This is a genomic window from Streptomyces natalensis ATCC 27448, from assembly GCF_000935125.1.
Taxonomy (GTDB): Bacteria; Actinomycetota; Actinomycetes; order Streptomycetales; family Streptomycetaceae; genus Streptomyces; species Streptomyces natalensis.
This window is the reverse complement of sequence record NZ_JRKI01000008.1, coordinates 240049-254647: the sequence shown is the minus strand read 5'-3', so window position 1 is coordinate 254647 and position 14599 is coordinate 240049. Positions and strand designations below refer to the sequence as shown.

Below are 14599 nucleotides of genomic sequence, written 5' to 3'. Positions count from 1 at the left end.
CAGCAAAGGTCGGGCTGAACCTATCTGCGCAACGGAGCGGCCACCAGGCCGGGCACGGCCGTTCTCAGACCGCCACCGACTCCTCCTCGCCCGTGAAGCTGCGCCACAGCTCGGCGTAGCGGCCGTCACGGGCCAGGAGCTGGGCGTGGGTGCCGTCCTCGGCGACCCGGCCACCGTCCATCACCACGACGCGGTCGGCGCGGGCCGCGGTGGTCAGGCGGTGGGCGACGACCAGGGCCGTGCGGCGGCCGGAGAGACGGTCGGTGGCCTGGTTGACGACGGCCTCGGTGGCCAGGTCGAGGGCGGCGGTGGCCTCGTCCAGCAACAGCACGTCGGGGTCGACGAGTTCGGCACGGGCCAGGGCGAGCAGCTGGCGCTGACCGGCCGAGAGGTTGCGGCCGCGTTCGGCGACCTCGTGGAGATAGCCGCCGTCCAGGGTGGCGATCATGGGGTGCGCGCCGACGGCGCGGGCGGCGGCCTCCACCTCGGCGTCGGTGGCGTCCGGACGGCCGTAGGCGATGGCGTCGCGCACCGTACCGGCGAAGAGATACGGCTCCTGGGGGACGACGCCCAGCCGGCGGCGGTAGTCGGTCAGGTCCAGATCGCGCAGATCGGTGCCGTCGACGCGGACGGAGCCGGCGGTCGGGTCGTAGAACCGCGCGACCAGCTTGACCAGGGTGGACTTGCCCGCTCCCGTCTCACCGACGAAGGCGACGGTCTGACCTGCGGGAATGGTCAGGTCTATGCCCTTCAGCGCCGGCTCGGCCCGGTCGCCGTCGCTGCCGTAGTGGAAGTGGACGGAGTCGAAGGTGATGTCGCCGCGCAGCGCCGCCACCTCGCGCGGCCGCTCGGCGGCCGGGGTGGTGGTCGGCTCGCGCAGCAGCTCCTGTATGCGGCCGAGCGAGACGGACGCCTGCTGGTAGCCGTCGAAGACCTGGGAGAGCTGCTGTACGGGGGCGAAGAACAGGTCTATGTACAGCAGATAGGCGACCAGCGCGCCGGCCGTGAGGGTGTTGTCGCCGACCCGGCCGGCGCCCACTATCAGCACCAGGGCGGCGGCCACGGACGACAGCAGCTGGACGAACGGGAAGTAGACGGATATCAGGAACTGGCCGCGGATCCGGGCCTGGCGGTAGGCGGCGCTACGGGCGGCGAACCGGTCGGCGCCGCGGCCCTCGCGCCGGAATGCCTGGAGGATCCGCAGTCCGGCGACGCTCTCCTGGAGGTCACCGTTGACGACGCTGATCCGCTCGCGCGCCAGCTCGTATGCCTTCACGCTCTGCTTGCGGAAGAAGTAGGTGCCGATGATCAGCGGCGGAAGGGTGGCGAAGACGACCAGGGCCAGCTGGATGTCGATGGCGAGCAGGGCTACGAGGATGCCGAAGAAGGTGAGCAGGGAGACGACGGCGGTGACCAGACCGGTCTGGAGGAAGGTGGACAGGGCGTCCACATCCGTCGTCATCCGGGTCATGATCTTTCCGGTCAGCTCGCGCTCGTAGTAGTCGAGGCCGAGGCGCTGGAGCTGGGCGAAGATCTTCAGACGGAGGGAGTACAGGACCCGCTCGCCGGTGCGGCCGGTCATCCGGTTGGAGCCGATCTGGGCGGCCCACTGGGCCAGCACCACGACCAGGGCGATCGCCGCGGCCGTCCAGACGCCGGCCAGCAGGCCGCGGCGGACGCCTTCGTCGATGCCCTGCCGGATCAGGATCGGGACGAGCAGTCCGGCGAGGGCGTCCACGGCGACCAGGGCCAGGGCGATCAGCAGCGGTCCGCCGAAGCCGTGCAGCAGCCTGCGCAGGCCGTAGGAGCGCTCGGGGCGCACGGCCAGCTTCTCGTCGACGTCCGGTTCGTCGCTGGCCGGCGGCAGTGCGGCGACCTTGGCAAGCAGCTCCGGGGTCGCGGGCATCCCCGCCAGCGCGGCGCCGATGCCCGGAGCTCCCGCCGTGGCGGCCCCGGATGCGGAAGCGGACGGGCCGGTTTCGGTGTTGTGGTCGCGGCGGACCCACAGCTCGGGGGTGATGGTGCCGGCCTGCGTGCGGGCGTGCGTGCCGTCGGCCGCGGCACGTTCGGCGGGATCCGCCGCGACCTCGTCGGCCTCGAGCTCGTCCACGCCCAGCGCGTCCGCCTCGAACCGCAGCAGCCCGGTGGCCGTGTACTCGCCGGTGAGACCGCCGGCCAGCGCACCGGCCGGATCGTGCTCGATACCGCCCAGCTCGTCGGGGTCGGTCAGCAGCCTGCGGTAGAGCGGACATCGCAGCTCCAGCTCCTCCTGGGTGCCGAAGTCGACCAGCCGACCGCCGTCCAGGACGGCGATCCGGTCGGCGAGCGCCAGGGTGGAGGCGCGGTGCGCGATGAGCAGGGTGGTACGGCCCTGCATGACGCCGCGCAGCGCCTCGTGTATCTCGTGCTCGACGCGGGCGTCGACCGCCGAGGTCGCATCGTCCAGGACCAGCAACCGCGGGTCGGTGAGGATGGCGCGGGCCAGGGCGATGCGCTGGCGCTGGCCGCCGGAGAGGGTCAGTCCCTGCTCGCCGACCTTGGTGTCATAGCCGTCGGGCAGTGCGGAGATGAAGCCGTCGGCCTGGGCGGCGCGGGCCGCGGTACGCACCTGCTCGTCGGTGGCGTCAGGGTGGCCGTAGGTGATGTTGTCGCGCACCGAATCGGAGAAGAGGAAGCTGCTCTCGGGGACGAGCCCGATGGCGGCGCGCAGCGAGTCCAGCGTCAGATCGCGCACGTCATGGCCGCCGACCAGGACCCGGCCCGCGGAGACGTCGTAGAAGCGGGGCAGCAGCAGGGAGACGGTGGACTTGCCGCTGCCGGACGTGCCGACGACGGCGACCGTTTCGCCGGCTTCGATCCGCAGGGAGAAGTCTTCGAGGACGGGGCGGGGGGCTCTCCTGCTCTCCGTGCTCGCCTCGTCCCCCGCGCTCTCGGTGGTCGTCGTGGGGGCCGGGGTATAGGCGAAGGTCACCGCGTCGAAGGCGACGGTGGGCGGGGCGTCCGCGGGCAGTTCGTGCGCATCCGGCCGCTCCTGGAGCGTCGGCTCGGTGTCGATCAGTTCGTAGACCCGCTCCACGCCGGCGCGCGCCTGCTGGCCGATGGTGAGCATCATGGCCAGCATCCGGACCGGGCCGACGAGCTGCGCGAGATAGGTGGAGAAGGCGACGAAGGTGCCCAAGGTGACCTGGCCCTGGGTGGCCATCCAGCCGCCGAGCGCCAGCATGGCGACCTGGCCGAGTGCCGGAACGGCCTGAAGAGCGGGGGTGTAGCGGGCGTTGAGCCGGACCGTGCGCAGCCGCCCGGCGAACAGCCGGCGGCTGACGTCGCGCAGCTTGCCGGTCTCCTGCTCCTCCTGTCCGAAGCCCTTCACCACACGGACGCCGGTGACCGCGCCGTCCACGACGCCGGCCACCGCGGCCGCCTGGCCCTGGGCGTACCAGGTGGCGGGGAAGAGGCGGGCGCGGCTGCGCTTGGCGATGTACCAGAGGGCCGGGGCGACGGCCAGCGCGACGACGGTGAGCAGCGGCGAGAGCACCATCATCACGACGAGGGAGATGAGGAAGAGCAGAACGTTCCCGATCATCATCGGGACCATGAAGAGCAGGCCCTGGATCAGCTGGAGGTCGCTGGTGGCGCGGCCGACGACCTGGCCGGTGCTCAGCTCGTCCTGCCGTCGGCCGTCGAGCCGGGCGATGGCGGTGAACATCCGCGTGCGCAGATCGTGCTGGGCGTCGAGTGCCAGCCGGCCGCCGTAGAAGCGGCGGATATAGGTGAGGACGTAGACGACGACCGCGGCGACGACGAGCAGCGTGGCCCACGGCGCGAGCGGGCGGTCGTGCTTGACGATCACATCGTCGATGATCAGCTTCGGTACGAGCGGCACCAGCGCCATCACGGCCATCCCGGCGAGGGAGGCGCCGAGTGCCAGCAGCACATCCTTTTTGTACTGCCAGCAATCGCGCATCAGCCTCCGCGCCCAGCCGCGTCGTTCCGCTTCCGTCCCCGCCACCGATGCCTCCCGCATCTCGACCTGTGCCATCACGCGCAACGCTTCGCGGAGCAGATTTCATCCCGCTGCAACACTGCGGATCGCCTATGGCCGGGAAATGGGGGAGGTCCCTGATCCGGGGTCGGTGACGTCTCAGGGATCGGTCAGGGGCCGGATACGGGGAATCCCCGATGGCGCCGACGCCACGAATCGGTCACGCTGAGTGACATGAAGAAGCTGAGTGACACAACGTCCGAAGAGAAACAGACCTACGGGTCACCGACCGCGACAGTATTGACCGTCAGTTCCGTGAGGCCCGGACGCTTCGGCGGGGTTCCACCCCCCGGTCCGTGCTCCTCGCTGTGTACGACGATGCGGACGTAGCGGGCGGGGGTCCGTCCCGAGTAGCCGGTGCCGTACCAGTGCCTGCCGTCCTGGGAGACCTGGGTGACGGCGGACCTCGGGCGGGTTGCGGTCCAGTGCGGAGTGATCTGGCCGATGGTCGTGATCCGGCCAAGGTCGACGGTGAGGGTGGCCGTGGGGGTGTCCGGGGTCCAGGCGGTGGCGGTGTTGCCGTCGACGGCTGCGGCCGCGTACATACCGGACTCCTCGGAGGTCGCCCTGGCCGGGGCGCAGCGGGCGGCGTTGGAGGTGGCCGCGAGGTCGGGCCGGCGGGTCTTGAGGACCGCGGGCAGGCCGCGGCTGACCACCTTCTCGCCCTCCGGGGTGGCGATACGCATCGGTGCTCCGGCGGTCAGCCGCACGGTGGTGTGGTGCGCGCGGAGGGCGATGTCGTAGGTGCGTCCTTGCCAGTGCAGGCCGTGCAGGGTGACGCCGTCGGAGAGCTGCGGCGGCAGCATCGGGTCCAGGCGCAGCCGGTCCTCCTCCATCCGCAGGCCGGTCAGGCCGTAGGTGAAGGTCTGCAGGAAGCCGCCCTTGCCGGTGAGGAAGTCCTGCGCGGGCCGACCGGCGTGCGGGTCGTCGGCGCCGGCCTTGGTGCCGCGCGCCTCGGAGAACTGCGCGAACGGACCGCGGACGAAGGGTTTGATGGCACGAAGGAGGTAGGTGTAGGTCGAACAGCCGGGCTCGCCGAGACCGGCGGCATCGATGGCGTGGACCGAATCGGTCATGGCCGGGCCGTCCGGGTCGGTGCGGGCGGCGTAATAGTCGAGGGTGCTTGCCGCCTGCCGGGGCGACATGGGCCAGTGCAGCGGGTAGAGCAGCAGGACGGTGTCGGCCTGCTTGATGGTGGTGCCGCGGTAGCCGGCGTACTGCCGGAAGCGGTGGTGCTTGGCGTCGTAGGGGATCCGCAGCTTGTCGGCGAGGGCGTTCCAGGAGGCCGGGGCGTGCAGGCCGAGGAGGGCGGCGGCCCGCGTGGCGTGCCGGAGAGCGGTGGCCGCACCGGCGTTGGTGAAGACCGCGTCGTTGACACCGTTGCTGTATTCGTCGGGTCCGGCGACGTTCTTGACGGAGTAGCTGCCGTCGGGGTTCCGGGTGGCCCGGGACGCCCAGAAGGCGGCGATGCCCTTGAGGACCGGCCAGCCGCGTGAGCGCAGCCAGGCGGTGTCCTTGGTGGCCAGGTAGTACTGCCAGGCGGCCAGGGAGATATCGCCCATGAGGTGGTTCTGGGTCCGGCAGTGGGGCGGGTCCCAGCTGTGGCACTCGTTCCACAGGTCGCCCTTGCTGCCACTGGTCCAGGCGTAGAAGAGGCCGTCGTAGCCGAGCTTGCGGGCGTTGGCGCGGGCGGCGGCCCGGGTCCGGTAGCGGTAGTCGACGATCGACCGCGCGAGGGCGGGGTGGGTGGCCAGGAGGCCGGGGTACATCCAGGTCTCGGCGTCCCAGAAGATCTCGCCGGCGTAGTTGTCGCTGGTCAGGCCGGTGGGGCCGATGCTGTTGCGGCTGTTGGCGCGGGTGCTGGAGAGCAGCCCGTACTGCGCGGCGCGCACCCAGGACTGAAGGGCGCGGTGCCCCGTCACCTCGATGTCGGAGCGCCACAGCCGCTGCCAGGCCGCGGTGTGCCGTGCGAAGAGGGCGTCCCAGCCGCGGCGCGCGGCCCGCTGGGATGCGGCGTCGGCCGCGGCACGCGGGGAGCGGGAGGTGAGTGCGGTGTCGACGCCGAGGTACTTGGTCAGCTCGTAGGGGCGGCCGGAGCGTACGGGGAAGGAGAGGCTTTGGCGGTTGGTCAGGCGGCCCGAAGGGCCCGGACGTGGCGTGCGGGCGGTGGGGATTCCGGGGCCGGTGCGCAGCGTGGAGGCCACCGCGCCGTCGGTGCGGGTGCCGTCGGTGCGGAAGGCGACGTCCATGGTGCCGTCGGCCGTGGCGGCGGTGTGGGTGGGCGCGATCCGGCGGGCGCCGCGGCCGTCGAGGAGGTCGGTGACGGTGGCGTGGCCGGTCCAGTGGGGCGTCATCCGCAGCCGCACGGCGGCGGTGTGGGCGTCGGTGCGGTCGGCGAGGACGTCGTAGACCAGGTCGGTGGCGCGGCCGTCGGCGGCGGTCCAGGTCAGCGAGGTGCGCAGAAAGCCGCAGCGGAGGGAGAGGGTCTGGCGGTAGTGGGAGATGCGGCCGGGTGCAGTGGTGGAGGAGAAGGTGTCGGGATGGGTGCCGCCGGTGGTCACGTTCAGCGTGGTCCAGGTGGGGAGCGCCGCGATGGCCTGGCGGCCCGCGACGTCCTTCGGCCCCTTGGCGTACAGCCCGGAGACGAAGGATCCGTCGTAGGCGGGGGTCTTGAGCGGCCAGCCGGTTGCCCCGCCGGGGGCGGCATATCCGGTGCCGTTGGGCGGGACCCGCTGCCCCAGATAGCCATTGCCGACGAAGGCGTGGTGGGTGTCCTTCGGGTCGATACGCGTGGCGGTGGCCGTCCAGCCGGGCCGCATGCAGGAGCCGTCCGGCGGCAGGGACGCGGCCGGAGCGGGGGCCGCATCCGCGACGGACCCCGCGGCCGGGACCGAGGCGGGCGCCAGGACGGCGACGACGGCGGCGGCGAGCAGCGGTGCGATCAGCTTGCGGGTCCGGCGGGATGCGGGCCGGGGCGGCCGGGGGCGCGCCGGGGCCGGTGCGGGCCGGTTCGTCGGGTGTGGGGAGTGATCCATGGCTCTCCGTCGTACGTGCGCGGGCCGCCCATACCCCATGCTCCGGCACGAGCGCCCTGAACACCTCTTCGGATACCGCGAGGGCAGGCCGGCAGACCGCCCGGGATGCCCCTCCCCTCTTGAGGAAGGAAAGGCCCGTCCCGCGCCTCGCGAACGTCTGGGCACCTTAAAACGCCGGGCCCGCCCGGGGTACCCCGTTTGGCCACAGCCATCGGTCACCGGGGCAGCAGGCACCGAAAATCGGCCATCCCAGGCCCCAACTTGGCCGAACCAAATCGCTCCGATTGGTCAATGGGGCCACACTTGCGGCACACTTTTAGACTGACCAGTCAGAACAAAGGAGGGGTTGTGGACACCACCCGTCAGGGGGCGGCGATCAACGCCAGGGGAATCGGAGTGGAGGGCCCACGGGGGTGGGTATTCAGAGGTGTCGACATCTCCGCGGACCCGGGCGCGCTGATCGCCGTCCAGGGCCCCTCGGGATCCGGCCGTACGTGTCTGCTGCTCGCGCTCACCGGGCGGATGCGGATCACCGAGGGCCAGGCGACGGTCGCCGGGTTCCCGCTGCCCAAGCGGATGGGGACGGTGCGCGGCCGCACCGCCATCGCCCACGTGGCGGGCGTCGCCGAGCTCGAACCGGCCCTCACGGTCGGTGAACACCTCAAGGAACAGGCCCTGTTGGGCCGCCGCCTCAAGGGCTCGCTGCCCTGGGGGCGCCGTCACAAGGAGGCCACCCGGGCGCGGATCGACGCCGCCCTGGCGGCGGCCGGACTCGACCCCGACGTCCTGCCCAAGGGGCTGCGGACGACGGTCCGGGATCTGGAGCGGATCGAGGCGCTGCGGCTGTCCATCGCGCTCGCGGTGATGCACGCCCCGCGGCTGCTGGCCGTCGACGACGTCGACCTGAAGCTGTCCCCGCCCGAGCGCGCCCAGGCCTGGCAGCTGTTGCGGGATCTCGCGCTGGCCGGCACCACCGTCGTCGCGGCGGGCAGCGATGCCCCGGCGGACGCGCTGATCGTGCACACGGCGTCCCTCGACAGCGAACGGACCACCGGCGCCGGGCCGGCCGCCGCCGACGAGCCCCGCGGCGCCGCGGACCGAAGCACCGCGCACCCGACCACCGAGACCCAGGACAAGGAGGAAGCACCGCATGCGTTCGCCGAAACTGGCCGCGCTTGAACTCAGGCGTTTCGGCAGGGGAAAGCTCCCCCGGCTGGGCCTCGTCGCCCTGATGCTGATCCCGCTGCTCTACGGAGCCCTCTACCTGTGCTCCTTCTGGGACCCCTACAGCCGTCTGGACAAGATCCCGGTGGCGCTCGTCAACGAGGACCAGGGGGCCACCGCCGACGGCAAGAAGATCACCGCGGGCAGCGATCTGGCGAAGAGCGTCAAGGACAGCGACACCTTCGACTGGGAGGAGGTCAGCTCCGCGGACGCCGCCAAGGGTCTGGAGGAGGGGACGTACTACCTCTCGCTGACCGTTCCGAAGAACTTCAGCCAGCGGATCGCGTCCAGCTCCGGTGACTCCCCGCAGACCGGCGCGCTCCAGGTCCGGACGAACGACGCCAACAACTACATCGTCGGCTCCATCTCGAAGACGGTGTTCTCCGAGATCCGGGCCAAGACCTCGGCGAAGTCGTCGCGGGCCTTCCTCGACAAGATCTTTGTGTCGTTCTCCGATCTGCACGACAGGACCGCGGAGGCGGCGGACGGCGCGAAGAAGGTCGACGACGGACTCGGCACGGCCAAGGACAAGACCGGCCAACTGGCCGACGGCCTCGGCAAGCTGGACGACGGCTCGGGCAAGCTGCACGACAAGGCCGGTCAGCTCAGCCAGGGCGCCGGAGCCGTCGACAAGGGAGCGAAGGGCGTCAGCAAGGGCGCGGCAGCGGCCGGCGCCAAGGCCGAGGAGCTGAGCCGGGGAGCCGGCCAGGTCTCGGACGGCACCCAGCAGCTCGCCGACAAGGTGCAGGGCATCGCCAGGAAGGACCTCCCCTTCCTGCGCGAGCACGGCAAGGACATCGGCGAGAAGGCGCAGATCGTCGCCGACCTCAGCCAGAAGCTCGACGACGACCTCGGCAAGCTCCCCGGGAACTCCGCCAAGGCCGCCCAGCAGGCCCGTACGAACGCCGACAACGCCGCGAGCCTGTACCAGGAGCGCTGCGGCGGACTCGTCTCCACCGACGCCGACTGCGCCAAGCTCAAGGGGATCGCGACCGGTACCGCCGCGGCCGCCGATCTGGCGGAGAAGGTCAACGACACCATCGCCCACGCGGACTTCACCCAGTGGCACGAGAAGCTGCGTGAGCTGCACCAGGGCGCCGTGCTGGTCGCCCAGCAGGCGCCGGGCATCGCGGACCGGGCCGACACCGCAATCGGCCAGATCAACGCGCTCAACGGCGGTGCCCACAAGGTCTCCCAGGGTGCGGCCCTGTTCGCCGACAAGCTCGGTGAGCTCGCCGACGGCGCGGGCAAGGTCGCCGACGGCACCGGCCAGGTCGCCGACGGCAACCGCCGACTGACCGACGGCGCGGGAGAGCTGCACGACAAGCTGGGCACCGCCGCAGACGGTGCCGAGAAGCTCAGCGGCGGCCTGTTCAAGCTCAAGGACGGCAGCAATCAGCTGGCCGACGGGCTGCACAGCGGGGTCGCCAAGATCCCGGACTACGACAAGAAGGACCGCGACGCCCGCACCGAGGTCATGGCCGACCCGGTCGAGCTGGCCGCCAAGTCGATGCACAAGGCGCCCAATTACGGCACCGGACTGGCGCCGTACTTCATCCCGCTGTCCCTCTGGGTCGGCGCGATGGTCGCGTTCATGCTGCTCCAGCCGCTGGGCAAGCGGGCGCTGGCAGCCGGTGCGCCCGGCTGGCGGATCGCGCTCGGGTCCTGGCTGCCGGCCTTCGCCATCGGCGTGGTCCAGGTGCTGGCCCTGATGGCCGTCCTGCACTGGGGCCTCGGCCTGGAGATGGCCCGCTCGACGGCCACCGTCGGATTCCTTCTGCTGGCAACGGCCGCGTTCACCGCCATCATCCAGTTCTTCGGCGCTCAGTTCGGCCCGGCCGGCCGGGTGCTGACCCTGGTGGTGCTGATGCTCCAGCTGACCTCGGCCGGCGGCACCTACCCGGTGCAGACCAGCCCCGGTTTCTTCGCCGCCATCCACCCGTTCCTGCCGATGAGTTATGTGGTCGACGGGCTGCGGCGGTTGATCACCGGCGGCGATCTCGGCATCGTCTGGCAGGGTTCGGCCGTCCTGGTGGCCTTCACCGTGGGGGCGCTGGCGCTCACCGCGCTGACGGCGCGCGCCCGGCAGGTCGTGCGGATGAAGGACCTGCACCCGGAGCTGAGCCTGTAGCAGCCGAGTTGAGCCCGTCACCGTACGGGACAAGGGAGCCCCGGGCGGGCGGCGCGGAACTTCGCGCCGCCCGCCCGGGCGCATCCGAGGGCCGTGCCCCGGCCGATTGTCAGTGGTGCCGGTTAGGTTGGTTGGCAGGTGACCGAGCCCGTGGAGCTGTCAGTTGACCGGCCCCGCGGAGGGGGCACGGCGACGACCCGGCAGGGGGACGACGATGACTCGGGAGGGTGGACGGCAATGACCGAATCCAGCGCGAGGTCCGTATCCGACGCGATGACCGAATCCAGCGCGAAGATCGCATCCGCCGCGATGACCGCATCCGGCAGCACGGGGATCCCGGCGCCGCCCCCGCCCCTGCCTCCGTATCCGCCGGACGGCCCGCCCGTCGGCGCCGCCTCCGTGGCCCCGCGGATCCCGGACACCGCCGAAGAGGCCCTGGAGATCGGCCGCGCGCACTATCCGCCGGTCGGCTCGCCGGGCGGGCCCTCCGGCCTCTTCGTCCACGAATTCGACGTCGGCTATCTGATCCACGCGAGCTGGCCCGCCCCCGAGGGCCCGGCCGGGATGCCCCGGGACCCCGGCGGCAGCCATGTCGTCATAGCGAAGCGCGACGGCGGCGTGACGGCCGTACCCAACTTCCCGCCGGAGTCGGCCGTCGAGGTCTACCGCAGGTACCACCGGCCACGTCCGTAGGCGTCCGACCGCGGCGGCCGAACGCCTCCGGACGAGGCCGAGGCACCCGCCCCGGCCCCCGGCCCCCGGCCCCCGGTGTGGCGCCTACTCCCCCTGCCGGGCCGCCGCGATCTGCCGCGACATGATCGTGGTCAGCTCGTACGCCGTGTGGGAGGCGGCCACGCAGGTGATCTCCGCATGGTCGTACGCCGGCGCGACCTCGACGACATCGGCCGAGACCAGGTTGCAGGAGGCCAGCCCGCGGAGGATCTCCAGCAGCTCGCGGGAGGTCAGGCCGCCGGCCTCGGGGGTGCCGGTGCCGGGGGCGTGGGCCGGGTCGAGCACGTCGATGTCGATGGAGATGTAGAGGGGGCGGTCGCCGATGCGCTGACGGAGCTGGTCGGCGATCTCATCGACACCGCGGCGCATCACATCGGCCGAGGTGACGATGCCGAAGCCCATCTTCTCGTCGTCGGTGAGGTCCTGCTTGCCGTAGAGCGGACCGCGGGTGCCGACGTGGGAGAGCGCGGAGGTGTCGAGGATGCCCTCCTCGACGGCGCGGCGGAACGGCGTGCCGTGGGTGTACTCGGCGCCGAAGTAGGTGTCCCAGGTGTCCAGGTGGGCGTCGAAGTGGAGCAGCGCCACCGGGCCGTGCTTCTTGGCGACCGAGCGGAGGAGGGGCAGGGCGATGGTGTGGTCGCCGCCGAGGGTCATCAGCCGGGCCCCGGTGCCGAGAAGATCGTCGGCGGCGGCCTCGACGGTCTCCACGGCCTCGTTGATGTTGAACGGGTTGGCGGCGATGTCACCGGCGTCCGCGACCTGGGCGAGGGCGAACGGGGAGGCGTCCTGAGCCGGGTTGTACGGGCGCAGCAGACGGGACGCCTCGCGGATGGCATTACCGCCGAAGCGGGCGCCGGGACGGTAGGAGACACCGGTGTCGAAGGGGACGCCGACGACGGCCACATCGGCCGTACCCACCTCGTCGAGGCGGGGCAGACGGGCAAAGGTCGCCGGGCCTGCGTAACGCGGGATGCGGGAGGAGTCGACGGGGCCCACGGGCTGGTGCGATGCGCTTGCTGCGGTGGTCATGAGGGTGAGAGTAGGGAGCGGCGCCGGGCCGGCCCATGGACATTTGCGCACGATGATCGACACCCATTCGACGTTTTGGCCAGGGGCGCGCCCGTCGCGGCCAGGCGACAGCACGCAGGGCGACCGGGCGCCCCCGCCGCACCCGGCGTCGTCCGCGGTACGGAACTCCGCCGCCCCGTTCGATCCGTACGGGCACAATGGCGCTATGCCGATAGCCGCTGAACCCTCCGCCCCCTCGCGCACCGAACTTGTCGACCATCTGGTGCGCACCCGGATCGCCGGTGACGTTGCCACCCCCCGGGAGAACAACCTCTCCCACTACCGGAGCCTCGCCAACGGCGACCGCCACTACTGGCTCGGGCTGGAATTCGGCGAGCGGTGGACGGACGAGCAGGATGTACTCGCCGTGATGGCCGAGCGCTGCGGAGTGAGCGACGATCCGCATCACCGGCAGGGCCAGGACACCATCGACCCGGAGCTGACGGTGGACGCGCTGGAGCGGGCGGCGGCGGTGCTGCGCAAGGCGGCGGCGGGCCGGCACCGGGTGCTGTTCGCGACGGGCCACCCGGGCGGGCTGCTGGATGTGCACCGGATGACGGCGCAGGCGCTGCGCGCCAAGGGCTGCGAGATCATGACGGTGCCGGGCGTGCTGGCCGCGGAGGACGGCCTGGTGGTGCAGTTCGCGGACGTGGCCGTACTGGAGCGCGGGGCGACGCTGTGGCACACCCACTCCCCCGCCCCGATGTCGGCGATCCTGGACCAGCTGGAGCGGGACGGCGCCCCGCAGCCGGATCTGGTCATGGCCGACCACGGCTGGGCGGGCTGCGCGGGCCAGCGCGGGATCGACACCATCGGCTTCGCGGACTGCAACGACCCGGCACTGTTCCTGGGCGAGGCCGAGGGCACGCTCCAGGTGACCATCCCGCTGGACGACCATGTCGTCAGCCCGCGCTACTACGATCCGCTGACCGCGTATCTGCTGAATGCCGCCGAGCTGGCCTGAGGCACCGTCAGACCGCCGGAGTGCCGCCGGGTTGCCAAAGGCGCCGTCAGGGCGGGGAACCGGCCCGACGGCGGCGCCCATTTCCTGATCACCCCCGAGCAGATGGAGGTACTCCTGGCCCATTCCGACCAGTACGCGCAGGATCGAGGCGCCGCCGCCGACTTCCGGAGCTTCTGGCAACGCATCGACGAGGTCCTGCGCTCGGCGCCGTCTCAGCCCTTCCCTGATCTTCCCGGCCCTTCCTCTCAGGGTGCGTACGCACCAAGGGGACGTACGCAGCCCCTACCCCTCCCGCGCCGCGGACGTAAGGGACATGTCCGAGTAGCGTTCGCCCGCCACCTGGCCCGCGATCGGCTCCAGCAGCGCCAGCTCTTCGGCGGTCAGGACGATCCGGGTGGCCGCGGCGTTCTCCAGGAGGCGGCTGCGCTTGCGGGTTCCGGGGATCGGCACCACCGTCAGGCCGTGCACCTGGGCCCGCTGCTGCACCCACGCCAGGGCGATCTGCGCCGTCGTGGCGCCACGGTGGGCCGCGATCTTGTGCAGGGGCGCCAGGAGAGCGGCGTTCGCCTTGGCGTTGTCGCCGCTGAAGCGCGGCAGCAACTGCCGGAAGTCGCTGGTGGAGAGCTCCGTGCTCGCATCGGTGAAGGCACCGGTCAAAAAGCCCCGGCCGAGCGGCGAGTACGGCACGAAGGCGACCCCGAGCGCGGCGGCCGCGCCCACCGCGCTGCGCTCGACGTCCCGGCTGAAGACCGACCACTCCGTTTGCAGGGCGGCGATCGGGTGCACGGCGTGTGCCTCGCGCAGCTCGGCACCGGTGACCTCGCTCAGCCCGAGGTGCTTGACCTTGCCTTCCCGTACGAGGTCGGCCATGGCGCCGACGGATTCGGCCAGCGGGACGGCGGGGTCGCGGCGGTGCATGTAGTAGAGGTCGATGACCTCGACGTCCAGGCGGCGCAGGCTCGCCTCGACGGCCGTCTTGATATAGCCGGGATCGTTGCGGATGGCCCGGTAACTCGGGTCGTCGGCACGGTATTCGATGCCGAACTTGGTGGCCAGGGTGATCTCGTCGCGGTGCGCGGCGACGAACGGCGCGAGGAATTCCTCGTTGGCACCGACGCCGTACATGTCGGCGGTGTCGATGAGGGTCACGCCCGCCTCGACGGTGGCCTCCAGAGTGTCGCGGGCCGCCGCGTCGTCGGTCTGTCCGTAGGCGGCGCTGATGCCCATGGCGCCGAAGCCCTGGACGCCGACGAGGGGCCCGCCGGAGCCCAGTTCGACCTTGCCGATCTGCTCGACGGCATTGCTCAAGTCGTTGGCGTTGCCCAAGTCGTTGGCGTTGGTCAAGTCGTTGACATTGCTCATGTCGTTGGCGTCGCCCATGTCGTTGGAGTTGCTCATGATGG

The 14599-nt window shown here is 71.5% G+C and carries 8 protein-coding genes; 4 read left to right on the top strand and 4 right to left on the bottom strand.

Annotated elements, in window-relative coordinates; all coding sequences use genetic code 11:
* Positions 1-64: 64 nt before the first annotated feature.
* Positions 65-4039 (bottom strand): ABC transporter ATP-binding protein, encoded by a 3975-nt coding sequence (locus SNA_RS05990; RefSeq protein WP_044363641.1) that lies wholly within the window; start codon positions 4037-4039, stop codon positions 65-67.
* Between the two features lie 218 nt (positions 4040-4257).
* Positions 4258-7077 (bottom strand): discoidin domain-containing protein, encoded by a 2820-nt coding sequence (locus tag SNA_RS05985; RefSeq protein ID WP_063894067.1) that lies wholly within the window; start codon positions 7075-7077, stop codon positions 4258-4260.
* Positions 7078-7425: 348 nt separating this feature from the next.
* On the opposite strand from SNA_RS05985, the gene SNA_RS05980 reads away from it, so the two are divergent.
* The 3 genes from SNA_RS05980 (at position 7426) to SNA_RS43630 (ending at position 11125) form a co-directional block, all read left to right on the top strand.
* Entirely contained in the window at positions 7426-8256 is an 831-nt protein-coding gene (locus tag SNA_RS05980; RefSeq protein WP_030067518.1) for an ATP-binding cassette domain-containing protein, read from the top strand.
* Positions 8228-10432 (top strand): YhgE/Pip domain-containing protein, encoded by a 2205-nt coding sequence (locus tag SNA_RS05975; protein WP_044363638.1) that lies wholly within the window; start codon positions 8228-8230, stop codon positions 10430-10432. The genes SNA_RS05980 and SNA_RS05975 overlap by 29 nt, the downstream gene beginning before the upstream one ends.
* Positions 10433-10669: 237 nt before the next feature.
* Positions 10670-11125 (top strand): hypothetical protein, encoded by a 456-nt coding sequence (locus SNA_RS43630; protein ID WP_241779555.1) that lies wholly within the window; start codon positions 10670-10672, stop codon positions 11123-11125.
* 84 nt (positions 11126-11209) lie between these two features.
* Here SNA_RS43630 and speB read toward each other — a convergent pair whose 3' ends face one another.
* Positions 11210-12193 (bottom strand): agmatinase, encoded by a 984-nt coding sequence (gene speB, locus SNA_RS05965; protein WP_030067522.1) that lies wholly within the window; start codon positions 12191-12193, stop codon positions 11210-11212.
* 205 nt (positions 12194-12398) lie between these two features.
* Here speB and SNA_RS05960 point away from each other — a divergent pair, with 205 nt between their 5' ends.
* Positions 12399-13196, top strand: coding sequence for a phosphatase (locus SNA_RS05960; protein WP_044363636.1), 798 nt, complete (start codon positions 12399-12401; stop codon positions 13194-13196).
* A 282-nt stretch (positions 13197-13478) separates the two neighbouring features.
* Here the strand turns inward: SNA_RS05960 and SNA_RS05955 are convergent, their stop codons facing one another.
* Positions 13479-14594, bottom strand: coding sequence for an aldo/keto reductase (locus SNA_RS05955; RefSeq protein ID WP_420823460.1), 1116 nt, complete (start codon positions 14592-14594; stop codon positions 13479-13481).
* Positions 14595-14599 lie beyond the last annotated feature (5 nt).

Excerpts from the sequence above, each read along its gene's own strand:
- SNA_RS05960 (WP_044363636.1), top strand. The coding sequence starts at position 12,399 with ATGCCGATAGCCGCTGAACCCTCCGCCCCCTCGCGCACCGAACTTGTC.
- SNA_RS43630 (WP_241779555.1), top strand. The coding sequence starts at position 10,670 with ATGACCGAATCCAGCGCGAGGTCCGTATCCGACGCGATGACCGAATCC.
- speB (WP_030067522.1), bottom strand. The coding sequence starts at position 12,193 with ATGACCACCGCAGCAAGCGCATCGCACCAGCCCGTGGGCCCCGTCGAC.
- SNA_RS05955 (WP_420823460.1), bottom strand. The coding sequence starts at position 14,594 with ATGAGCAACTCCAACGACATGGGCGACGCCAACGACATGAGCAATGTC.
- SNA_RS05975 (WP_044363638.1), top strand. The coding sequence starts at position 8,228 with ATGCGTTCGCCGAAACTGGCCGCGCTTGAACTCAGGCGTTTCGGCAGG.
- SNA_RS05990 (WP_044363641.1), bottom strand. The coding sequence starts at position 4,039 with ATGGCACAGGTCGAGATGCGGGAGGCATCGGTGGCGGGGACGGAAGCG.
- SNA_RS05985 (WP_063894067.1), bottom strand. The coding sequence starts at position 7,077 with ATGGATCACTCCCCACACCCGACGAACCGGCCCGCACCGGCCCCGGCG.